This is a genomic window from Brochothrix campestris (assembly GCF_046058945.1).
Taxonomy (GTDB): Bacteria; Bacillota; Bacilli; order Lactobacillales; family Listeriaceae; genus Brochothrix; species Brochothrix campestris.
The window spans coordinates 2,239,915-2,262,228 of the sequence record NZ_CP175511.1; the positions used below are offsets into that span (position 1 = coordinate 2,239,915).

The 22,314-nt window shown below is 38.8% G+C and carries 18 protein-coding genes and 2 pseudogenes; 1 reads left to right on the forward strand and 19 read right to left on the reverse strand.

The window, feature by feature from the left end; translation table 11 throughout:
• Positions 1-42: 42 nt before the first annotated feature.
• The 3 genes and pseudogenes from ACJYYY_RS11025 to ACJYYY_RS11035 form a co-directional block, all read right to left on the reverse strand.
• On the reverse strand, positions 43-873 hold the full coding sequence (locus tag ACJYYY_RS11025; protein WP_035315544.1) for a WxL domain-containing protein: 831 nt from the start codon (positions 871-873) through the stop codon (positions 43-45).
• A gap of 84 nt (positions 874-957) precedes the next feature.
• A complete protein-coding gene (locus ACJYYY_RS11030; RefSeq protein WP_408868952.1) occupies positions 958-3,975 on the reverse strand; it encodes a pectate lyase-like adhesive domain-containing protein in 3,018 nt (1,005 codons plus the stop codon).
• Positions 3,976-4,332: 357 nt separating this feature from the next.
• Positions 4,333-5,292 (reverse strand): annotated as a pseudogene (locus ACJYYY_RS11035) (IS30 family transposase).
• A 237-nt stretch (positions 5,293-5,529) separates the two neighbouring features.
• Here ACJYYY_RS11035 and ACJYYY_RS11040 point away from each other — a divergent pair.
• Positions 5,530-6,366: a LysR family transcriptional regulator gene (locus ACJYYY_RS11040; RefSeq protein WP_051457067.1), complete on the forward strand. Its 837-nt coding sequence runs from the start codon at positions 5,530-5,532 to the stop codon at positions 6,364-6,366.
• A gap of 133 nt (positions 6,367-6,499) precedes the next feature.
• Here ACJYYY_RS11040 and ACJYYY_RS11045 read toward each other — a convergent pair whose 3' ends face one another.
• The 16 genes and pseudogenes from ACJYYY_RS11045 to ACJYYY_RS11120 form a co-directional block, all read right to left on the reverse strand.
• Entirely contained in the window at positions 6,500-7,363 is an 864-nt protein-coding gene (locus ACJYYY_RS11045; RefSeq protein WP_408868953.1) for a LysR family transcriptional regulator, read from the reverse strand.
• 609 nt (positions 7,364-7,972) lie between these two features.
• Entirely contained in the window at positions 7,973-8,371 is a 399-nt protein-coding gene (locus ACJYYY_RS11050; protein WP_035315648.1) for a hypothetical protein, read from the reverse strand.
• Positions 8,372-8,441: 70 nt separating this feature from the next.
• A pseudogene (locus ACJYYY_RS11055) lies at positions 8,442-9,401 on the reverse strand (IS30 family transposase).
• Between the two features lie 18 nt (positions 9,402-9,419).
• The gene (locus ACJYYY_RS11060; RefSeq protein ID WP_408868954.1) at positions 9,420-10,085 is read right to left on the reverse strand and encodes a hypothetical protein; all 666 of its coding nucleotides are present in this window, start codon (positions 10,083-10,085) and stop codon (positions 9,420-9,422) included.
• Positions 10,086-10,397: 312 nt separating this feature from the next.
• Entirely contained in the window at positions 10,398-10,877 is a 480-nt protein-coding gene (gene rlmH, locus ACJYYY_RS11065) for a 23S rRNA (pseudouridine(1915)-N(3))-methyltransferase RlmH (protein WP_035315085.1), read from the reverse strand.
• 59 nt (positions 10,878-10,936) lie between these two features.
• The gene (locus ACJYYY_RS11070) at positions 10,937-11,134 is read right to left on the reverse strand and encodes a CxxH/CxxC protein (RefSeq protein ID WP_035315083.1); all 198 of its coding nucleotides are present in this window, start codon (positions 11,132-11,134) and stop codon (positions 10,937-10,939) included.
• Positions 11,135-11,274: 140 nt separating this feature from the next.
• On the reverse strand, positions 11,275-12,645 hold the full coding sequence (locus ACJYYY_RS11075; RefSeq protein WP_051456997.1) for a S1C family serine protease: 1,371 nt from the start codon (positions 12,643-12,645) through the stop codon (positions 11,275-11,277).
• A 164-nt stretch (positions 12,646-12,809) separates the two neighbouring features.
• Positions 12,810-13,628 carry an MBL fold metallo-hydrolase gene (locus ACJYYY_RS11080; protein WP_035315089.1) on the reverse strand — a complete coding sequence of 273 codons (819 nt, stop codon included), beginning with the start codon at positions 13,626-13,628 and terminating at the stop codon, positions 12,810-12,812.
• A 46-nt stretch (positions 13,629-13,674) separates the two neighbouring features.
• The gene (locus ACJYYY_RS11085; RefSeq protein ID WP_035315082.1) at positions 13,675-14,490 is read right to left on the reverse strand and encodes a two-component system regulatory protein YycI; all 816 of its coding nucleotides are present in this window, start codon (positions 14,488-14,490) and stop codon (positions 13,675-13,677) included.
• A 15-nt stretch (positions 14,491-14,505) separates the two neighbouring features.
• Positions 14,506-15,780, reverse strand: a complete 1,275-nt coding sequence (locus ACJYYY_RS11090) for a YycH family regulatory protein (protein WP_035315080.1) — start codon at positions 15,778-15,780, stop codon at positions 14,506-14,508.
• Positions 15,777-17,636 carry a cell wall metabolism sensor histidine kinase WalK gene (gene walK / locus ACJYYY_RS11095; protein ID WP_035315079.1) on the reverse strand — a complete coding sequence of 620 codons (1,860 nt, stop codon included), beginning with the start codon at positions 17,634-17,636 and terminating at the stop codon, positions 15,777-15,779. Before walK ends, ACJYYY_RS11090 begins: the two co-directional genes overlap by 4 nt.
• 6 nt (positions 17,637-17,642) lie before the next feature.
• On the reverse strand, positions 17,643-18,353 hold the full coding sequence (yycF, locus tag ACJYYY_RS11100) for a response regulator YycF (RefSeq protein WP_035315077.1): 711 nt from the start codon (positions 18,351-18,353) through the stop codon (positions 17,643-17,645).
• Between the two features lie 225 nt (positions 18,354-18,578).
• On the reverse strand, positions 18,579-19,517 hold the full coding sequence (locus tag ACJYYY_RS11105) for a siderophore ABC transporter substrate-binding protein (protein ID WP_035315076.1): 939 nt from the start codon (positions 19,515-19,517) through the stop codon (positions 18,579-18,581).
• Between the two features lie 21 nt (positions 19,518-19,538).
• On the reverse strand, positions 19,539-20,300 hold the full coding sequence (locus tag ACJYYY_RS11110; protein ID WP_035315074.1) for an ABC transporter ATP-binding protein: 762 nt from the start codon (positions 20,298-20,300) through the stop codon (positions 19,539-19,541).
• Positions 20,300-21,250 (reverse strand): iron chelate uptake ABC transporter family permease subunit, encoded by a 951-nt coding sequence (locus ACJYYY_RS11115; RefSeq protein ID WP_269479285.1) that lies wholly within the window; start codon positions 21,248-21,250, stop codon positions 20,300-20,302. The genes ACJYYY_RS11110 and ACJYYY_RS11115 overlap by 1 nt, the downstream gene beginning before the upstream one ends.
• On the reverse strand, positions 21,237-22,193 hold the full coding sequence (locus ACJYYY_RS11120; RefSeq protein ID WP_035315072.1) for an ABC transporter permease: 957 nt from the start codon (positions 22,191-22,193) through the stop codon (positions 21,237-21,239). Before ACJYYY_RS11120 ends, ACJYYY_RS11115 begins: the two co-directional genes overlap by 14 nt.
• Between the last annotated feature and the right edge of the window lie 121 nt (positions 22,194-22,314).

Genomic DNA, 22,314 nt, shown 5'->3' on the forward strand with positions numbered 1-22,314 from the left:
GCCCCCCTATAAATACATATTTTCTACAAATAGTTTAGTTGATTATTCGCCTGATTCTTCTCCGCCTGGTACTTCAGACAATGTCCAAACTAAATCAGTTTTATATTGAGTTGCAGATTTAGCAACTTTACCTGGCACTGTTAATTTAACCTGGTTATTTTTGTTCATGCTAGTTTCAACAAACTCACCATCTTTTTCTTCAAGTGATTTATCGTCATTGAATAATGAATCTTCACTACCATAACGTGCTAACCATGTACCTTCACCAGCATTTTCTGCAGCTGTCATTGCAACTTGCTCTTCGTTTGGAGCTAATGCTAAGTCATTTACTGTTGCTTTGTTCGTACCTGTTGCTGCTGAAATTGCTTCAGCACCTGTTAATGAAATCGTTGTTCCTGCTAATGATTTGTTTTTAGCATCTGCATCAGTTGCTGTGAATTCTCCATCTTGCTTAACTGTTAATACCCAACCAGCAGCGTCTCCACGGTTATCTGTTACTTGTACGTAGTGTGGACGGAATGATGCTTCGCCAGCTGCATCGTTTACACCTTGTGAATAGGCAAAGTAATCTTCATCAGTTGATGTGATTTTTTGAATACCAAAGTTGAAGTTTGAAGCAAAGTCAATGCTTAATGGTCCTGGTGTTCCTGGTTCAATCGGTAATACTGGATCGGTTGGATCAACTGGCTCTGTTGGGTCTGTTGGATCGACTGGACCTGTTGGGTCAGTGTTTGGGATGAATTTAATCGCTGAGTGAGAATTAAGTGAACCCACTGCTTCGTCTGCTGATACTGTTGCGACACCCCCGATAATGGCACTGCTTAAGATTGTCATGATTGCTACTGATTTACCAAATTTTTGAATGTTTGTCATTTTAATAATCTCCTTTTTCTTATCAATTTTTTATATTTTAGCTCGTTGTAAACAACGAGTAATATATTACTTAAGTGTTATGTGTTAATTTTCATTTGCAACCGTGTCTTCTAATGACCAGATAATACTGGCATCATAATCACCGCTACTTATTTTACCTACTGGTAAGAAGAGATTTAGACCTTTTTGATCTTCAATCCATTTTTCAGATAGGTTGAATGTCCCTTTAGTTGGATCATTTTTTTCAAATATCGTTAATTTATCTGCCGATATCACTTGATTGTCATAACGAATAACTGAAGGGATCACTTTATTGGTGTCTTGATTGGTTAACTCTTGCTCGATTTGAGCGTTAACCTTCCAACTTGATACTTCTTTACGGGTATCCTCAATGATTAAATCATCTGATTTCGATTCCACATAAAAGCTCTTATCAATCGTATTTATTTCTTGATTGCCAAATGATACGTCAGGTACTGACTTCATTACTAATTCACCTTTATCTGGCCAAATCATCATAATTGATACTTTTTCTGATGTAGCGCCATCACTGTCGGTAGCATACATCGTGAATTGATGCGGTTCGTTATCCGCTAGAATCTCTTGAATTTCTTCTTCGGTGTATTCTCTCGAAACATCACGGTACAGCTCATTACCTCCAGGTTTAATACCTAAAGATTCTGGCGCTCCGCCATCAACTTCAATGTAGGTAGTGAACGTTTCACTATCAAGATCACGGACATTTGCAACAACTTCGACTATTCCACCTAAGGCTGCATGATTTTCGGGATAATACTCATACGTTTCACCGTCTTTTACTGGTGCACCAATTGTTATTTCTGGTGCAAGATTTTCAACAACAAATTTCGTACCCGCTTTAAAAGTAACATCCTTATACGTAAGATCTTCTCTTGGATTAATGTTACCTTTATCCGAATTAGTCTCCGGTGGTGAATCAATATCGGCTTTACCAGCCTTATCTTCTAATAACAGTTGACCTGTCATATCTTTCACAAAGGTTCCAGTCGGAATCTCCATACTCCAATTACCATCTGCATCAACTTCTGTTGTAACAGGCGATAAAAGCGTACCGTTTAGTTCTAGATAAACGGTTGCACCAACCTCACCAGTCCCTTTTAAGGTTGTCGTGTTAACAGAAACACGTTTCGTCAACAACTCAGTTGGTTCAGGTGGTGTAACATCAACAACTGTATACTCGGACTGCTCTTGTTGAATATGGGCGCCGTTCGCTGAAAGGGCCGTTACCACCTTATCTTGTAGATTTAATTTATCACCCGTATATTTAACTTCTCCAGTTTCATCTGTTTTAAGATCGGGATGGAGCACACTATATGAATCTTTCAATTCAACAATACCTTGGTCCTTTCCTGCGTAAACAGGGATGTAATGGAAGTTACCTTCATCATCCATACCGTTCTCATCAGGTACATAACCTAAAATAACTTTTCCGCTGATTGAATATTCAGCGTTTGTTACATCATTGAACTCGAACTCAGGATCTTGGTTCAGCCCACTAATACGACGTAATCCTTCTACACTAAAGATCGATTGTAAACCACTATCACTCGATGTAACCGTACCATTGGCTAGTCGAGTAACATAATCAACCTTGCTACCACCGTATGTTGCAGGTCCTAAGACCTGGTCTTTTAGTTCCCATACGTTCACGTCCGAATTTTTAATTGAAAATTCTTTAAAGTTTGTGTTTGCGATACTAGAATTTGCATTTGTTGCTGTACTCGAATTACGTAAATCGTAGTTTTTTGGTGTATCAATCGTAATTGTTGTTCGTCTTGCATCATTGGCAATACTAGCGTCAAACAATCGGCTATTCGTATTACCGATAATATAAAATTCACTTTCTGGTCCTACATAAAACCGTGAATCTTCACCTGTCTTAACATTTGAATTAAACGACACTGGCGACTGGCCTGATGATAAAGATGTGATGTTAATCTTATTTTTCCCATCAGCGACGAAGCTGCTTTTATAGTAGTCGGATCTAAATGCATTACCTGGCATGGTCGCATTATAAGTCGCGCCCTCTTCTAAATGAATTTCATTGTAGTAAGCGAATACAACCGGAAATGCTACGCCTGAACCGGTCATTTTAAAGCTACCCGTTGCATTCTTTCCAATAACAAAGTCATGTGATCCCGCACTGTCTTCTCTCATGCCAGCTTGTGCAAACCAGAAAAACGATCTATCATCATGGGCTGTTTGTTTAAAACCGATAACTTTCGCATTATCTTCGATTTTAACACCGTCGATAACAGCCATTTCCGTAGCGGTGTACCACGTAATATTACCGGCTAAATTTAATTGTCCACCGGATACAGAAGCGATTCGAGTTTGATTATCTAAAGCACTATTAACATCAGTGAAGTTAATTGTCCAACCCGATAATGCTGTGTTAGCATCCCCGGAAGATACGATACCAGTTACTCTACCGGCTGTTGTTGATAATGTTTTAATATTACTAATTGAAAAGGTTGCCGTTGCTGACTGTTGCACTCGAAAGACTTGATTACCTAAATCGAGGTTATAGCCATTCCCTTCGATACTGAAGTCAGTGTTACGTCCTGCGGCAAGATCTCCGGTGGTACGTGTAATATCATTACTTAAGGAAACCGCTGTGACTGTTCCATCTGCATAGGCAGCTCTCAACTCTTCCCATGTTGATATAGCAGTACCTGCACGTGTTGCTTTTGCTTTCTGTTTAGGTGTTTCTTCTTTGCTTGCGCTTGTTTCTTCTTTGCTTGCGCTTGTTTCTTCTTTGCTTGCGCTTGTTTCTTCTTTGCTTGCGCTTGTTTCTTCTTTGCTTGCGCTTGTTTCTTCTTTGCTTGCGCTTGTTTCTTCTTTGCTTGCGCTTGTTTCTTCTTTGCTTGCGCTTGTTTCTTCTTTGCTTGCGCTTGTTTCTTCTTTGCTTGCGCTTGTATCTTCTTTGCTTGCGCTTGTATCTTCTTTGCTTGCGCTTGTATCTTCTTTGCTTGCGCTTGTTTGTGGTTCGCTTGTTATTATTTGAGAGGCAAAAGTGACTGTTTCACCTACAAATAACGTGGCAATCATAATAATTACCATCAGAAAATACCTGCTTTTTCTTTTCATGCGGTTCCCTCCATCATTTATTTTTACTATGAATTCGATAACAGCTAGCTCACAATTTCCCGAACCAAATTTATGCATGGATTCATATGGATAAATCGGTATTCGTTCTGCTATAACCTTAATACTATCCTGTCTACCTCTCAATGTGAAATAGATATTTCGGATAGCACTATTACCATTCGCTATAGCCATAAGTGTGACTTCAACGAAGCCCACTCAGTTCTATCGCAGGAGGAATCGAACTGATTAAGTTTGTCCTGTGGTAATAAAGGACGAATGCTGTTAGTTACACGACCAACTAAATGGCTAATACAAATATTATCTTATTTGTCAAATTAAGTTGGACAATTGTTCTTCATTTACGTCACTCAAAAACACTTCCAATGGTGTCCGGTAGTTTAATGATTTTCTTGGTATGTGATTTCTTTTTGAAGCAACAGCTGAAATGAAGTTTTGGTCAACTTGGTTAAAGTCCATCTTTTTCGGCAAGCCATTTCGACGCAAAATGCCATTAGAATTTTCGTTTAGACCGCGTTGTGAAGGTGTTCCAGGATACGCAAAATAGATAGAGATATCATTCGAGTTACTCATTTCTTTCCAGTTTGAGAATTCTTTTCCACAATCAAACGTGATTGATTTAAACATGTTTTTGGGAATAGATTGTAACCAAGCAGTCGTTGCTTTTTCGATATCTGCTGCTTTACGACCTTCTGGTTTTAATGTGATTATCACTTTTGAAAGTCGCTCAACTAACGTGATAACAGCACTTTTATGATGAACACCGACAATTGTATCACCTTCCAAGTGTCCAAATTCTTCATTGAATTGAGTATAATCAGTCAATCGTTCCGAAATATTACGCTTAAATGCTTGCCTTCCGCGACGTTCGTTGTGTCCGTTTGGCTTACGTTTACCTTTCATTGGTAGCTTTGTGATATCGAAGTCGTTCGCTTTAAATAGGCGATAGAGCGTTCTAACAGAACATGAGATAGGTATCTCAGCACGACCAATAATCACATCAGGTGTCCAGCCTTTAGCTGTCATTTTCTGAATGTAAGTTTGTTGATCCGTACTTAAAATGATAGGTCGTCTGCCACAATATGTTTTATTTTCTTTGTATTTTTGATAATAATCACTGGCTGAGGAACCTTTCTTAAAAAAATTGTAGACATTATCAATCGTTGTCTTGAACATCCTAGTCTCTTCAATCCGGTTAAAACAGATTGTTTCGTTTGGAAATAGGCTTCTATCATTACAAGTACATTTGGTGTAGAGATGTTTATAGGTCATTTGTCTACACTCCTAATAATTCTTTGGTCGGAACTATTTTGAGTGTCGCACAAATGACTTTTTTATTTGTCTAGCTTAATTTTACTATCGGCGTTCCTATCAAACACAATAAATGGGAAATACGGATGAGTAATACCGATATCAAAAAAGACAATAGTTCTGTTCGTGTATTCAGAAATTATTCCATGCTATACTTGCCAATATCTAAACAACACTTAATGATAAGGAGCAACAATTATGCTATCACTACTTCATACCTTCATAGCTGTATATGAAAAGAAGAGTTTTTCACAAGCTGCAGCCCTACTTTATATTTCTCAGCCGACTGTTTCTACTCATATTCACCGCTTAGAAGAACTCACGGATACCCCACTGTTCGTTCGACACGACAAAAACGGTATCGTTCCGACCCCGTTCGGCGTCCTTTTTTATGAACGATCTCGTTATTTAGTTAATTATTGGAATTGCACTATGAATGAGTTGCAACAAACAAAAAACAAGCGGAAACGTATGAGCATTTTAATGTCTCATTCAATTGCTGAAGGTTATTTCAATGACTTTATTCCTCTTTTGATTTCTTGTTTTCCCGATATCGATTTTGATTTCCGTGTATATAACTCAGAAGATATTATCAACGAAGTAATACAGAATAGTAAAACGCTCGGATTGATTGAAAAGCCACTTACTCATAAAAAATTAACCGCGAATGCACTTCTGAACGATGAACTCGTACATGTCGGTGATGTCAATTCACCTTACTGGCTAATGCGCGAACCTCATTCAGGTCTGCATTTTTACCAAGAACTTTATTTTGACCAACATAAGCTCGACTTAAATAAGCTCTCAACGAACAATATCAGTTTTATTTACAAACTTTTACAAAACAACATTGGGCAAACATTGGTATCAAAAAAAGCTCTTGAAAATTTACCCGGAATTCCTTGGGAGCCGACCAATATTAGTCGCTCTTTAACGCTGGTCAGTAATCCTCTCGTTACTGAAGATGACACACTAAAGGCGCTCTCCCAATTTATTTGTAAAACCTTAAAAAATAACTTCCCCCCCACTGCATAATCAAAAAACCATCCAACACTCATACATGTTGGATGGTTTTTTGATTATAGACAACGTAGCATTAAATTCCCTTTCTCTTTGAAGATAGTTCATGTACATTCTTAGTATACTTGCACCTTTTCTCCTATTCAGCTTAACTGCTCTCAATCTTTTCCATCGCTATTTGTCGGCGTATTTCAGCCGCTTTAAATTCAGCCGCCAAAAAGGCTGCGATTTCCTCATTCAAACTATTTTCTACGTGCATTTTCTTTTGAATCATGATTAAATTACGCCAAAGATTCGTTGGTTGCCAATCTAATTGTGGCAAATACGCCAATGCTTTTTTCGAGACGATTGTTTGTCCAATATTACTTTTGAGCAACTTGAAAATAAAACTCAAATTATTTGTAACAATCTTATTCGCGCTAATTTCATTTTTATCAAGATATAGATCTTGATAATATCTAACACCTGAATTTTTTTCCCGCATTAGCCAATATGGGGAATTCGTTTGTCCGACATGAATCATTTCATCTTTTATAATAACTAACTCTTTCAAATCTAGACGATTGGTCGGTTTTTCAATTAAACCAATCACCTCGTTTGATTGTGTAACAGTGTGTATAATTTCTTCGGAATTTTTGATAAAAAAAGAAAAATCTAACTGTGGAAAAGTAATAATTAATTTGGGAATAAATTCATTAAAATACAATTCTGCGATAGAATGTGATATTAAAATCTTAATTTGTTGACGTTCTCGTTTTTTTTGCTGTAATTCTTCAATTGTTTCTTCCCATTCATTTATCATTAGTAACGCTTTTTCATAAAAAACGTCGCCAAATTCAGTCGGTTCTACACCTTTTTTCTCATTGCGAACAAAGAGCTTTGTTTGTGTTATTTCTTCTAACTTTTGGATATGAATCGAAACCGTAGGTTGTGATATGTATAATATTTTGGCAGCCTGAGAAAAATTACGCAATTCATAAACTACGACATACGTATGTAATAGTGATAACATAAAACGCCCCCTCTCATTCAATTATCAGTACTGCATATATCTTAATTAATCATCTCGAAATAGTATTTTCCTTTTAACAAACATTTCCGACAAATGACATTAGAGTACTAAAAAGTTAACTGTCATTATGCATTATCTGCTAACGAATACACATCGTTATATTAGTTAAACTGGTTAACGTCTGTCGTTTCTATTAGTTTTTCAATTAATTAAAAAACTGCAATAGAAAAACGATGTTTTTTGTAAAGCAGCTAACGGGTCTCGTTTAAATTACTATTTCTTTTCTATTCGATACCAGCTAATTATTCTCGCCAAACTTTATTCTGCTGTCAAAACATTTAATATAGAAAGAACTCGCATAACATTTCACTGTTTCTCTGAAAATAATTCTAAAAATCATCACTTTAAGATATTAAATTGCACTTTATCTGTGTCAAAAAAACAAGCCTTATACGTTCTTATGTACTAACACTTCCCTGTTTTATAGAAAAATAAACATCTGAACCAACTATTCCCACACGTTAAATTGAGTTCTTCCTTAAACTATAAAAAGCGATGCGAGGTAACCCTCGCATCGCTCTTAGATGATTCCCTCTTTCAACGTATCTTTTAATAGCGGTAGTAGACCATTTCCTCATTGCCACCAAACATCAGGATCACAATGCTAATGACAAAGCAGATTGCGGAGACAATTATAATGAGCCGTCCTTGTTTCTGGTTTGTTTTTGAGTAAATAAAGCCACAGATTGCACCCACAACACCAAATACAATCGGTAAGAAAAAGATTGAAATAATCGCTGCAGCCCAGCCGCACATTTGAAAGTACCGACTATTAGAGGACTGTGATAATTGTTTTGCTTTATCATTAATACCGGCTAAAGAATTGGTTGTTGATGCTGTTGCGACGATTTCTTTAACATTAATCACAAAATCATCACCGACTGGATACACATCTACTTCTGTACCAACTTCTGGTGTGAAATCCAAGCTTGTTTTTTTAACAGTCACGACACTATTGCCTGCGCGACTAATAAATACTTCTGTTTCTGTTACCTTAATAATTTTATTCTCTTATTTGTCAAATTAAGCTGGACAATTGTTCTTCATTTACGTCACTCAAAAACACTTCCAATGGTGTCCGGTAGTTTAATGATTTTCTTGGTATGTGATTTCTTTTTGAAGCAACAGCTGAAATGAAGTTTTGGTCAACTTGGTTAAAGTCCATCTTTTTTGGCAAGCCATTTCGACGCAAAATGCCATTAGAATTTTCGTTTAGACCGCGTTGTGAAGGTGTTCCAGGATCCGAAAAATAGATAGAGATATCATTCGAGTTACTCATTTCTTTCCAGTTTGAGAATTCTTTTCCACAATCAAACGTGATTGATTTAAACATATGTTTGGGAATAGATTGTAACCAAGCAGTCGTTGCTTTTTCGATATCTGCTGCTTTACGACCTTCTGGTTTTAATGTGATTATCACTTTTGAAAGTCGCTCAACTAACGTGATAACAGCACTTTTATGATGAACACCGACAATTGTATCACCTTCCAAGTGTCCAAATTCTTGATTGAATTGCGTATAATCAGTCAATCGTTCCGAAATATTACGCTTAAATGCTTGCCTTCCGCGACGTTCGTTGTGTCCGTTTGGCTTACGTTTACCTTTCATTGGTAGCTTTGTGATATCGAAGTCGTTCGCTTTAAATAGGCGATAGAGCGTTCTAACAGAACATGAGATAGGTATCTCAGCACGACCAATAATCACATCAGGTGTCCAGCCTTTAGCTGTCATTTTCTGAATGTAAGTTTGTTGATCCGTACTTAAAATGATAGGTCGTCTGCCACAATATGTTTTATTTTCTTTGTATTTTTGATAATAATCACTGGCTGAGGAACCTTTCTTAAAAAAATTGTAGACATTATCAATCGTTGTCTTGAACATCCTAGTCTCTTCAATCCGGTTAAAACAGATTGTTTCGTTTGGAAATAGGCTTCTATCATTACAAGTACATTTGGTGTAGAGATGTTTATAGGTCATTTGTCTAGCTTAATTTTACTATCGGCGTTTATTTGCTTGCTTACCGATTTCTGTGGTTTTTTTTACATCAACCCCATAGGTTGTTGCATTATCATACCCGGTCTTTTTATTACTGCTATGCATCCAATCTTCTAATGATTTCGCCCCTTTAGATTGATTGACACTCCCATTAGTTACTGCTAAATTTTTATGATGAGTCGCCATATCATTGCGTTGATCTGCTGTCATATAAAGCCTTGCTTTATCATTGTCATGAATCGATTTTGCCGAAACAACATGGTCGATATGTGTTCGACTATCTTTTTTCAAATGCTTCCGAGTGTAATCATCTTTGATAATTTTATTATTTTTAAAAAGTTCTTTTCGCATTTTAGGAAAATCTTTTTCGTAAGCCTTACGATCAAACTTAGTCGTATATTGCTGTTTAATTTCCTCGTTAGCAAAAACACAGTTGTTTGCATTGTGCAGTGTTGTAAGATTACCACCTTGTTTAAATTGGTCATAGGTCATCCCTAATCCAAACGTTTGCAAAATACTTTTACCGATTTCACGACGACATTCACTCATAAAACTATCTATTTCTGTTTTTTCAATTTTCGTTTCTTGTGCTTGAAATAAATCCTTAAACTCTTCATTTTGTAATATCGTATCTAGTTTTATGTCTGTTGCGATTATACTCACCATCTTCCTGATGTTGTTGACTAGTCTTAAATAACCGAAAAGGTCACGCTTTAGTATTGCACTACATTCTCAATCCAATTTATATACAGGGTCGCTAAATCAATCATTAAATAATACGATGGTTTTATCATAACTTTAAACAAGTGGCGTATCATCTGGATTTGCCCTGACTCAACTGATTTTCCAATAAAAAAACACCGGGATGATCGGCGTGTGCCACATTATGATTTATTGAGGGTATACACCTCCTTTTTTGATGCGAAACGACTTAATAAAAAGAGGTGCTTTTAAAAGCACCTCTTTTAGATAGAATACTTACTTATGATACGCATGACCATGAATAATCCGGTAACTCCGATAAATTTGCTCCACCAACACTAACTTCATCAACTGATGTGGATAGGTCAACTTACCGAATGAGATCAGTTGGTTACTTTTCGCTAACACCGCTTCACTCAAACCGAGTGAGCCACCAATAATAAAGACGATGCTGCTCTTTCCTTGAATACCGAGTTGGTCAATTTGCTGTGCCATTTCCTCAGAGCTATTTTGTTTGCCGTTAATCGCGAGCGCGAACACATAATCCTGCTCTTTTACTTTGGCGAGAATCCGTTCACCTTCTTTGTCTTTCACTTGTAGCATCTCAGCCTCACTGAGGTTTTCAGGCGCTTTCTCATCCGGCACTTCGATGACTTTAAACTTACAATACTTCGTTAAACGCTTCGCATATTCTTCAATCCCTTGCTTTAAATACTTTTCTTTCAACTTACCCACAGAAATAATCGTTATATTCACAGTTTATCATCCTTTTCCACAATGTTATGCACAATCTCTTATCCACACAATCCACACTTTTATCCACATTTTGTAGGCGAACTTACGTTCCCCACTAGATAAACACTCTTATTTTGGCAGTACTCACAGGTTATCCACAGGTCATTTGGTTCAATCTTATTTATTTGCGGGAAGGTCCCCTCTGCATAAATATAGTCATCCAAGATATAATCGACATGTTCATCACAAGCGTAGTAAGCTTTATCAGTTTTATTCATTTTTTTAAAACCTCCATCTTTCCTTAGTATAAATTATTTTATCCACATTTTCAACGACAGTTATACACAGACGAACCTCATTTTGTGGATAACTGTAAAAAAAACGTTCGTAACGATGACGTTACGAACGTTTCTCTTAATTAACTAGCACTCAAGGCATCTGACTCTTTCAGTTTTACTTTAATTGTTTGTTTTTTACCGTCGCGATAGATCTCAACATCAACCGTATCACCGATTGTTAGTTTTTGATTATAGAGCGCTTTACGTAATGACATCGAATCTTTCACATCCGCACCAGCAAATTTCACAATCACATCATACGTTTTCATCCCAGCATCAGCGGCTGCAGAGGCGTTTGATACATTTTGTACCATGACACCACTCGTGATTGATTCTGGTAATTTAAGCACATCAACTAATTGTGTCGCTGCTATGGTATTCAAATCACGTAAGGTTACGCCTAATGACGGACGTGTTACTTTTCCATTTGTTTGAAGGGCTGTAATAATTGGTTCGGCATCATTAATCGGAATCGCAAAACCAATGCCTTCAACATCTGATGACGATAGTTTCATTGAGTTAATCCCAATCACTTGTCCATCAATGTTAATTAAGGCCCCCCCACTGTTACCAGGGTTAATCGCCGCATCGGTTTGAATAACATTTGTTTCCCAGTCACTGTTACCATCACTATCAATATCAACTGGAACAGTCCGGTCAATACCTGAAATAATTCCTTGTGTAACTGATCCGGCATAGGCGGTCCCTAATGGGCTACCAATTGCAATCGCTGCTTCACCGGTTTTAAGGGCGGCTGAATCTCCGAAGGTCGCAACTTTTTTTACGTCGGTATCTTTAATTCGTAAGACGGCTAAATCTGTCCACGCATCCGCGCCAATTAATTTCGCTTCCGCTTTTTTACCGCTTGATAGTATTACTTCAAGCGAGTCTGCATCGGCAATAACATGGTTATTGGTCACGATATAAGCATAGCCTTTTTCTTTCTTATAAATAACACCGGAACCAGAACCGGATTCAACCGCTTCATCTGAGGTTGCTGTTTGGCTATTACGACTACCATTTGATCCGCCTAAAATATCATCTAAGCCATTGCTTTGTTTTTGATAGTTCAAAACACTAACAACCGCATCTTCGGCTTTTTTCACGGCGTCGGTAACAGATGATGTCGCATCAACCGATACTTTTTTGACATTGCTCGATTGGGTTGTTTTTGTATCTGAACCAGCTAACGGTGTTGCACCCTTATTATTGCCACCCATCAAGCTGCCACCAAATAAAGCGATGATTAAAGCACCGACTAACACACCTACCAAGCCGCTAAAGAAGTAACCGGCTTGGCTTTTCTTTTGTTTAACAGGCGCTGATTCTGTCGGCATTCCCTCAGATTCAACCGTTTTTATTGGTTCCTCTGTCGCTGTTGGTTCACTTGTAGTCAGCGTTTCTTCAGCAGCAGCTGTTGTTAACTCATCAAATTCTTTATTTTCAGTCATAACAATCGACTCCTTTAATTCGTTTATTTTTCATTTACTCTATGCTTTTACTATACCCTCTAAACATGAAATTTCTATGAATAAACTGTAAAATGATTTTATCATCTTCATTTAAAGAAGAAAAACACTAACCAGTCGCCAGTGTTTTTCAGTATTACTGCTATTTAAATAAGATGATTCAATCCGGTTAACGGTGTCGCCTTATTTGGATCGGTATCAAAAATACGCACCTGTGGCCCGACTGCGATCCCCTGTTGAGCTAGTGTTTGTTCCACTGTCATACGCGCAATATCTTTCATATTATTATCCTGGCTTAAATGTCCTAAGTAAATGCGCTTCGTTTTATCGCCAATTACTTCACTCATTGCCATGCCTGCATCTTCATTCGATAAATGGCCCTCATCCCCTAAAATACGCTGTTTCGTATTCCATGGATAACGACCTGCTCGCAGCATCGCCACATCGTGATTACTCTCAAACAAGTAGACATCTGCATTGCGGATCACACCCTTCATCCGTTCACTCACATAGCCCGTATCGGTCATCGTTACAATCTTATGCGCCCCTTGATGAAAAGTATAAAACATTGGGCTGGCTGCATCATGTGAAACGGTGAACGACTCGACATCAATTGAACCAAATGTTTTTACGCTATCCTCATTAAAGATATATTTTAAATCGGTCGCAATTTCACCAACTGACTGTGGCATCGCCTGCCATGTTTTCTCGTTGGCATAGATTGGTATCTGATATTTGCGTGCTAAGACGCCTAAACCTTTAATATGATCGCTATGTTCATGTGTAATGAGCATCGCATCAACATCGGCTAATGAGCGTCCGACCGATTGGCATAATTCTTCCATCTTCTTACCACTATGACCACAATCAATCAAGAGTAATTGACTATCCGATTCGATTAAGGTCGCATTACCTGAGCTACCACTCGTTAAGAACGAGTAACGTAAATCAGCGACAGCTGGCATTTTACTCGTTGCACTTGTCTTTGTTATAAATTCCATCATTTTCCCCCTAAGACGCTGTCGTATATTCTGTATCATTTGACATGTCTGCTGTTAATACTTGCCCTTCAATGGCATCCACCATCAATTGACTCTTTTGACCATTTACTTCTACTGTATAATACCATACTGGCATATACACATTGGAACTTTCGAGTTCGCCCAAAATATAGTAGCCCAGTTGCACATCGAGCACTGTTGTTTTATCAGCAACCTTGTTGTTTTGAAACAAACTTTCAAACCCTTGCAAGGGCGAAATCAAATCATTACTGCCTTCTAATGGCGTAATATCGGTCAACAAGGTTTGTTGATAGCTCTTAACGTAGCCTTTTTCATAATGAAAGATGAGTTTCGCTTCTTCTCCAAAAACAAACCTTTTTGTCTTATAGTGTTGGCTAAAGACGATTTCATTCGTCGTCTTATCATAGGTCGATAAATGATAAGACGCACCTTGATAAATATTATTGGCAACATAACTTTTAAGCACTGTGAAATTCGGTGCTTCCGCTTTGACCTCATCGGTAATATCACTGCTTATCATTTTATTATTATCCACTAGTTGAAACTTTTGCTTAGTAAGGGACTTAAGGTCTTTGAGGGCAAACTGTTTGTAATGAGCACTCAAATAATGGGCTTGTTTAGGAAATGTTTTGAAATCGGCTTGATCAATCTTAATACCACGTTCGACTAAGCTATCTTCAAAACTCGTGTGACTCAATGCGTCTAATTCATTTTCCTGCTGTTTCATATACAATAAAAACAGGAGATAGACATCGAGCAACATAAATACGACAACAAAGATAACAAGCGTTTTTCGCCATTCCATTAACTGAACCTCCCTTTATTCTAATATCTCATAGTTGCCGTTGACATAATACACCCAGTGCGGTTCTAACGTTACTAATGACGCTTCTGCCCCGCTTCTTTTCATCACATAGACGACATTCAAACCATTCACATTATCTAGTGTGCCGAGTTTATCTCGTAGGTTTTCAAGCGCTTCTGTCGGACTTTTCAATGTCATCTTAACATCTTCTGATGGAATACCGGTACTGAGCTCAAACATGGGACGCTGATAGCGATAAATATTTGAGCTCCCTGAAGTAGTCTTGATCAACGAGCCTCCAAAGTCGCTATAGACTGGAATATTATTAATACTCAAACGATAGCTCACTTCAGCTTTTGTATCATCATAATCATCTATGATAAAATCCCCTGTGAAACCACTATGACTGTTAATATAGCTAATGCTTTCATTAATAACATGTGCCTTATCTGCCTGTGCTTTTTTAGTCTCCGTTATTTCTTGGGCTGGATTAACATAGAGCAACATCCCATTCACTAAATCATAGCGTAATAAAACACTGCCATTAATATATTCACGCACCTTATCGTTGTTACTGATCATCGCCGGATCTGCTTTATTTAATAACGCCTGTTGAAACTTCGCAATTGACAAAGCTTCGGCCACATATGTCTTTTTAGCGAGTACAATCGGCTCTGACGAGGAATTAAACGTGAATCGTTTTAAGACGATTGGTAAAATCGCCCGTGTTTCTTTTGCTTGATACCGTTCATTCAGTTTTCTCAGCGCCTCTGATGTCACATCAGCCACAACGAGTGTACGTGTCTGTGAATTAATGAAACTGACGTTTCCTTTCTTCTTATCAAACGAAAAAATAATTTCATCGAAGGTATCGTCTTCATCAATATTGCTAGTATCCAAATGATTCGTCATTTGCTGATACACGACGTAAGGAATGGCAACATGATACTTAATCCGTAACGAATTCGGTAAGTTTTCCGCATCAATCAATGCTTTTTTACTCAGCGTATCGCTCTGGTGAAGGTTGTTGAACAGTTGCGACTTAACTAAGGCATCAATATCTGCTGTTTTCTGGGAATTCACTTTCCAAAAACTATCATTTTTTTGATAGACAATAAAATTCGGCTTATATAAAGCTCTCCCGCTTTCATTTTGACCGATACTTACTTTTTCTGCCACATCACTCGTAATCGTTTCATAAGCTGGTGTTGCATTCCAAATTTTCCATGCCAATACAATACTTAAGATGACAACAAAAGCTAGTAAGATGGGAATGCTTTTCTTTTTCACTCCCATCCCTCCTCTTCATCCTCAACAAAATCATCATATGGGAGAGTAAACGAAATAATCGTGCCTTTTTCTTCGGTACTTTCAGCCCAAATACGACCGCCGTGAGCATCGATCATTTCTTTGGAAATTGCTAAACCTAAACCTGTACCGCCCATCGCGCGCGACCGCGCTTTGTCGACCCTGAAAAAACGTTGGAAGATCTTTTCTAAATTATTCTTCGGTATCCCCATCCCTTGATCGCGGATACTAATTTTTATTTCATCGCCTTGTCGGGCGAGATAAAATGAAATCGTCCCACCATCTGGAGAATATTTAGTGGCATTTGAAATGATATTATCAATGACTTGCACAATTTTATCTTCATCGATTTCAATCAAGATATACTCGGTCGTAATGTAACGCTTGAAATTAATACTGTCTTTTTTAGACATCTCGTGACGATCAATTATTTGGTTGAAAAATGAATTGAAATGCACAAAATTGCGTTCTAACTTCGTGCGTCCGCTATCTAAACGAGATAATTTCAACAGGTCATTAACCAAGCGAATCATTCGTTCGGTCTCATTTTGAGTCACCTGAATAAAATGCGGCGCAATCGTTGTATCTTTCCAAGCACCATCTCCTAATGCTTCGAGATAGCTTGCCATACTCGTTAATGGTGTTCGCAGTTCATGTGATACATTCGCAACAAATTCACGCAACTCAGCGTCGATTCGTTCTTGCTCGGTAATATCGTGCAAGACTGCAATGACGCCATTAATAAAGCCTGTTTCCCGTTGAATCGCTGAGAAATTGGCGCGTAACACGTAATTTTGACGTTCAGTCGATAAATCAATCGTGACCGACTCTTTTTCTTCCAATAATTTTTCATACGTATAATTGGAATCGATGTTTAATACTTCTGCAATCGAGCGTTCCATTGCATCTTCTTGTTTTATTTTTAGCATATCCGCGGCTGGTCGATTAATTAACATAATTTTACCGCGGCGATCGGTCGCAATCACACCGTCAGTCATATACGAAAGAATTGAGGATAATTTGCGACTTTCACCTTCAACACTCGCTTGTGCATCCTGCACTTTACGGGTCAAAATATTAAAAGCACTTGCCAATTGACCAATTTCATCCATCCCATACACCTTAACTTTGCGAGAGTAGTTCCCTCGCGTCATCGCTACGGCTTGTTCGCGCATTTCTTTGATTGGTTTCGTAATTGTACGCGCCAACCAGACACCTAATAGACAGGTGATTGCCATCGCAAAAATCGTCCCTTTGACAAAGATACTCGTGATTTCAGTCACCTGTGTATAGACGGGTTCAATTTCAGAAACAATGTAAATAACACCGCGGGTATCATTTTGTAATTTCAATGGTTGCGCCATCACCCATACACGCTGTTTTTTATCCTTATCCAATAATATATTATCTTCTTTTGTGTTATTTAATAACGTTCGGCGGATCATCTGGTCTTTGGCTTGTTGTCCAACCATCGTTTGATTGGCGCTACTGGTCGTACCAATGACACGACCAGCACCATTGACAACACGAACTTCTCTTACATTGGTAAGACTACCCGAAAAACTCGTCATTGTCTTTTGAATTTCAACTTCGGCAGCTTCTTCTTTTTCTTTCGCACTTGTGTTTGCCTTATCATCGACGTCGTCCATTACGTCTTGAATATTATTTTCGAGCAGGCTCACACGGTCACGAATAGATTGCTGAAAATTATATACTAATTGATGCTCTACTTTTTGGACAAAGTAGGCACTAATGATTTGCATTGCAATTAATACGAGTAACATATATACAAGGACAATTTTAAAATGAATCGATTGATATATTTTTAGCCGTTTCATAGCGCACTACTCCTGTTCAGGGTTACGTAAATAATAGCCTACCCCACGTCTTGTTACGAGCCACGTTGGATGACTTGGTGTATCTTCAATTTTTTCACGCAAGCGTCTCACTGTTACATCCACGGTACGAACATCGCCAAAGTAGTCATACCCCCACACGGTTTGCAGTAAGTTTTCACGCGTCATCACTTGTCCAATATGTTGTGCCAAGTAGTGGAGCAGTTCAAACTCACGATGTGTCAAATCAATTTGTTGTCCCCGTTTCGAAGCGACGTAAGCTTCGGGATGAATAATTAAGGCACCAATTTTTATCTCGGTGATTTTTTCTTGCTTTTGGATATTTTCCGCATTCGAACGTCGGCGTAAATTTGCTTTAACACGGGCAATTAATTCACGGTTACTAAATGGTTTCGTTACATAATCATCGGCGCCTAATTCAAGACCTAATACCTTATCGAACTCGGAATCCTTTGCTGTGACCATAATAATCGGCATATCATATTTTTTGCGGATTTCTCGACACACTTCCATCCCATCACGGCCAGGTAACATGATATCGAGTAAGACAAGGTCTGGTTGAAAGGCCTCAACTTTATCCAACGCTTCATCCCCATCATAGGCAACCTCAACCTCATAACCTTCTTTAGTTAAATTAAAATCAACGATGTCTGCGATTGGCTTTTCATCATCAACAACAAGTATTTTTTTCTCGCTCATGGTCAATCCCCTCTCTTTGGTTCATCTATCGGATTACTACGTTATCTTTTTAATCATATAATCATTATAACTGATTTAGACGACACTCGCACGAAATCACTAGCAGTCATGCTCCGTTACATTATCACAAAAAAAACAGCAGGCGTCTCCTTATTCAGGAACACATGCTGCTTTTTAATAATTTATAGCTGAAACACCGTCTCATCATCTGATTGACAGTGACGCTTACTTAATAACTGCCCCAACTTCATCAATCATTTCATTGACAGATTCAAGCCCTCCGCCACCTAAATACCAAACTTCGGGATTCAAGTAAACGACGTGTTTGTTTTTATACGCATTTGTCGTTTCAACCAGTTCATTTTCGACCACTTTTTTGCCACTGGCTTCGCCACCAATCGCTGCGCTACGGTCAACCACGAATAAGTAATCAGGGTTTTTCTCGCTGATGTATTCAAATGAAACACTTTGTCCGTGGGTTGCCACCTTCAGCTCTTTATCAGCTGGTGTAAAGCCCAGCACATCATGGATGAGACCAAAGCGTGACTGCGATCCATAAGCCGATGCCTTACCTTCGTTCGCTAAAATAATTAAGGCCGTTTTATCAGTAGGTACCTTGGCTTTAAATGTTTTCACTTTCTCATTAATTGCTCCAAGTTCTGTTTCAGCGGCTGTTTCTTTACTAAATACTTTCGCTAATTCAGTCGTATTTTGTGTCAATGAGTTTAAGTAATCTGTCGTATCGACGGATAACTGAATTGTGGGGGCGATTGCACCCAATTTATCATTCATTTCAGCTAAGCGGCCTGAACTAATGATTAAATCCGGTTTTAATTCGTTGACTTTTTCGATGTCGATTTCTTTTAAGCCACCTAAATTAGCGACTTTATCAGTGTCGTATTTTTTCAAGTAGCTCGGTACGCCTTCACGTGGCATCCCCACAACTGTATCACCCACACCTAAAGCGTCCATTGTATCAAGCACACCGTAGTCAAGCACGATTACTTTTTCAGGGTTCTTTGGCACTTTTACATCACCATTGGTCGTTTTAATCGTCACCGCTGCTGCTTTGTTTACGTCATCCTTCTTCGCATCTTCTTTCGGGCTACAGGCAACTAATAAGACCAACATCAGCGTTGCCATAATCATCAACATTTTCTTCATTTTTCTTCCCCCTTATAATAGTCATTCTTTAAAATACAAGCAATACTTACAACTGTTGACCTCAGTAATTGCCAACGGCATATCGTACACTAACTTGAGCATCTCGGTCGTCATCATCGATTCGGTATCACCTTGGGCCACTACTTTTCCATCTTTTAAGCCGACCATGTAATCGGCATAAGCCGATGCAAAATTAATGTCGTGCAACACAATCACAATCGTTTTACCAAATTCATCCACAAGCCGACGTAGTATTTTCATCATCTGAACGGCATGTTTCATATCTAAATTATTCAAAGGTTCATCGAGCAAGACGTATTCTGTGTCCTGTGCAATAATCATTGCAATATACACCCGTTGTTGCTGACCCCCTGACAGTTCGTCAAGGTAGGCATTCTTTAAGGACGTTATTTCCATGTATGCTAATGCTTCGTCGATTTTTTGTTGGTCGACGGCCGTCAATCGTCCTTGCGAATACGGAAACCGGCCGAATGCGACTAAGTCGGCCACGCTCAAACGGGCACTCACGTGATTGCTCTGTTTTAAAATCGCCAATTTTTGCGCAAGAGCACGACTTTTCCACTGTGTAACATCTCGTTCATCAATCAAAACGTTGCCCTCTTCTTTACTAATAAGCCGGCTCATAATACCCAACAAGGTGCTTTTCCCCGCCCCATTGGCTCCGATAAAAGCGGTCAGCTGTTGTGAGGGAATCGTCAAGGTTACCTCATCTAATATTATTTTTTGCTGATATTTCTTCGATACTCCCAGTGATTGTAACATTACTTCCGTCCTTTCTTCACAAGCAGGTAAATAAAGTAACTACCGCCGATGAAATTGATAATGACACTCAAAGTTGTCGCAAAAGTGAGTAAGCGTTCAACGATAAATTGGCCCAGGACGAGCGCAATGATTGCGATTAAAATCGCACCTGGCAATAAGATTGCATGTCGATGTGTTGAAAAAAACTGATAGGACAAATTAACGACGAGTAAGCCTAGAAAACTCACCGGACCGACCAAGGCGGTCGATGTCGAAATAAGAATCGCCACAATCAATAAAATATGTCGTGCCATCTTTGTATACGACACGCCGAGATTAACACATTGGTCCTTGCCTAATTGCAACACATCTAAACGGCGGTAGATGAACATAACATACAGTAACGCTATCACCGTAAACACGGTAGCAATTACTAATACATCTCCGTTAACAGCAGTAAAACTCGCAAACATCTTGCCTTGAACAATTAAAAAGTCATCAGGATCAATTAACATTTGCATAAAAGAGGCCCCACTTTGAAACAAGGTTCCTAATATAATGCCAAACAATAATAACGTAAAGACAGACTGACTTAATCGTCCGAACAAAACATAATAAAGCAAAAATGAGAACAGCATCATCAACAACAATGTCACCACGAAATTAAGGTTTTTACTGGCTAACAACTGCGTGCTGCTCCCTAAAAAGTAAACTAACGCGGTTTGAAAGAGCATATATAAGGCATCAAGCCCCATAATACTAGGGGTTAAAATGCGATTTTGCGTCAGTGTTTGAAACAATAAGGTTGAGACTGCCACAGCAATCGCAGTTAGTAGTAAGGCGCCTAATTTAACGCTACGGGTACTCACTGCGAACTGCCAACTGCCCCCAAGATGGTAGAGTATAAATAAGGCGATACTCGCACAGGCGAGCAACATTAACACGGTAAAACGCCAGCTATGCTTTGCCACGTACATCCCTCCTCAATAAGAGGTAGAGAAAAATAACGCTACCAATCATACCGACCATTAAACTGATTGAAACTTCGTACGGATAAATCACAACTCGGCCGAGAATATCACAGGCAAGCACGAAGGCTGCACCTAACAAAGCTGTTAATGGTAAGTTTTGCCGAAGGTTATCGCCGAGATAAAGGCTGACGATGTTTGGTACAATTAAACCAAGAAATGGAATCGAACCGACTGTTAAGATAATCGCCGCGCTCATCAACGATACAATCACTAAACCAATCGTCACCGTTGCACGGTAATTCAACCCTAATCCAACAGCAACGGAGTCACCCAACCCGGCCAAGGTGATGCGATTGGCAAATAGATAAATCAGCACAAATAGTGGAATCGCCACGTAAAGCCACTCATACCGTCCACGTAGAACTGCCGAAAAATCACCTTGCATCCATGAATTGATGTTTTGAATGAGGTTGTTTTTATAGGCAAAGAAAGTTGTGACAGCATTCAATACCCCACCGAACATTAAACCAATCAGTGGGATGAGCACGGGATCTTTCAACGGAATCCGGTTTAACAATTGAATGAAAACAAAGGTGCCTGCTAAGGCAAACACAAAGGCAACTGTTATTTTCCCAAGCATGCTAGCTGCTGGAAAAACCATCATCGCGACGAGTACACCGAGTCGAGCAGCATCCATCGTGCCAGCTGTCGTAGGTGAAACGAAGCGATTACGGGTCAAACGTTGCATAATCATCCCGCAAACGCTAATGCCGGCTCCCGCAATCACAATCGCCAATAGTCGGGGCAGACGTGAAATGAGCATAATTTGTTGCTGTGCCTGATTCAAATGGAAGATGTCACCCCAGGCGATGTGTTCCACACCCGTCATTAACGAGATGATACTCAGTCCAATTGTGATAATAAGTAATAGCCAAATTTTCACGGTGTCCGCCCTTTCAAGTTGCTGTTTTCATACCGTTACTCTATCATGATTGATAATCATTATCAATTAGTTTTAAGGTAACCTTGCCTATTTGACGTCATTTTACCGAAAAGTGTGTCTA

What these genes read in the sequence shown, in the direction of transcription:
- ACJYYY_RS11025 (WP_035315544.1), bottom strand. Translation starts at nt 873, where the DNA reads ATGACAAACATTCAAAAATTTGGTAAATCAGTAGCAATCATGACAATC.
- ACJYYY_RS11030 (WP_408868952.1), bottom strand. Translation starts at nt 3,975, where the DNA reads ATGGTAATTATTATGATTGCCACGTTATTTGTAGGTGAAACAGTCACT.
- ACJYYY_RS11040 (WP_051457067.1), top strand. Translation starts at nt 5,530, where the DNA reads ATGCTATCACTACTTCATACCTTCATAGCTGTATATGAAAAGAAGAGT.
- ACJYYY_RS11045 (WP_408868953.1), bottom strand. Translation starts at nt 7,363, where the DNA reads ATGTTATCACTATTACATACGTATGTCGTAGTTTATGAATTGCGTAAT.
- ACJYYY_RS11060 (WP_408868954.1), bottom strand. Translation starts at nt 10,085, where the DNA reads ATGGTGAGTATAATCGCAACAGACATAAAACTAGATACGATATTACAA.
- ACJYYY_RS11070 (WP_035315083.1), bottom strand. Translation starts at nt 11,134, where the DNA reads ATGAATAAAACTGATAAAGCTTACTACGCTTGTGATGAACATGTCGAT.
- ACJYYY_RS11075 (WP_051456997.1), bottom strand. Translation starts at nt 12,645, where the DNA reads ATGACTGAAAATAAAGAATTTGATGAGTTAACAACAGCTGCTGCTGAA.
- ACJYYY_RS11080 (WP_035315089.1), bottom strand. Translation starts at nt 13,628, where the DNA reads ATGCCAGCTGTCGCTGATTTACGTTACTCGTTCTTAACGAGTGGTAGC.
- ACJYYY_RS11085 (WP_035315082.1), bottom strand. Translation starts at nt 14,490, where the DNA reads ATGGAATGGCGAAAAACGCTTGTTATCTTTGTTGTCGTATTTATGTTG.
- walK (WP_035315079.1), bottom strand. Translation starts at nt 17,636, where the DNA reads ATGAAACGGCTAAAAATATATCAATCGATTCATTTTAAAATTGTCCTT.
- yycF (WP_035315077.1), bottom strand. Translation starts at nt 18,353, where the DNA reads ATGAGCGAGAAAAAAATACTTGTTGTTGATGATGAAAAGCCAATCGCA.
- ACJYYY_RS11105 (WP_035315076.1), bottom strand. Translation starts at nt 19,517, where the DNA reads ATGAAGAAAATGTTGATGATTATGGCAACGCTGATGTTGGTCTTATTA.
- ACJYYY_RS11110 (WP_035315074.1), bottom strand. Translation starts at nt 20,300, where the DNA reads ATGTTACAATCACTGGGAGTATCGAAGAAATATCAGCAAAAAATAATA.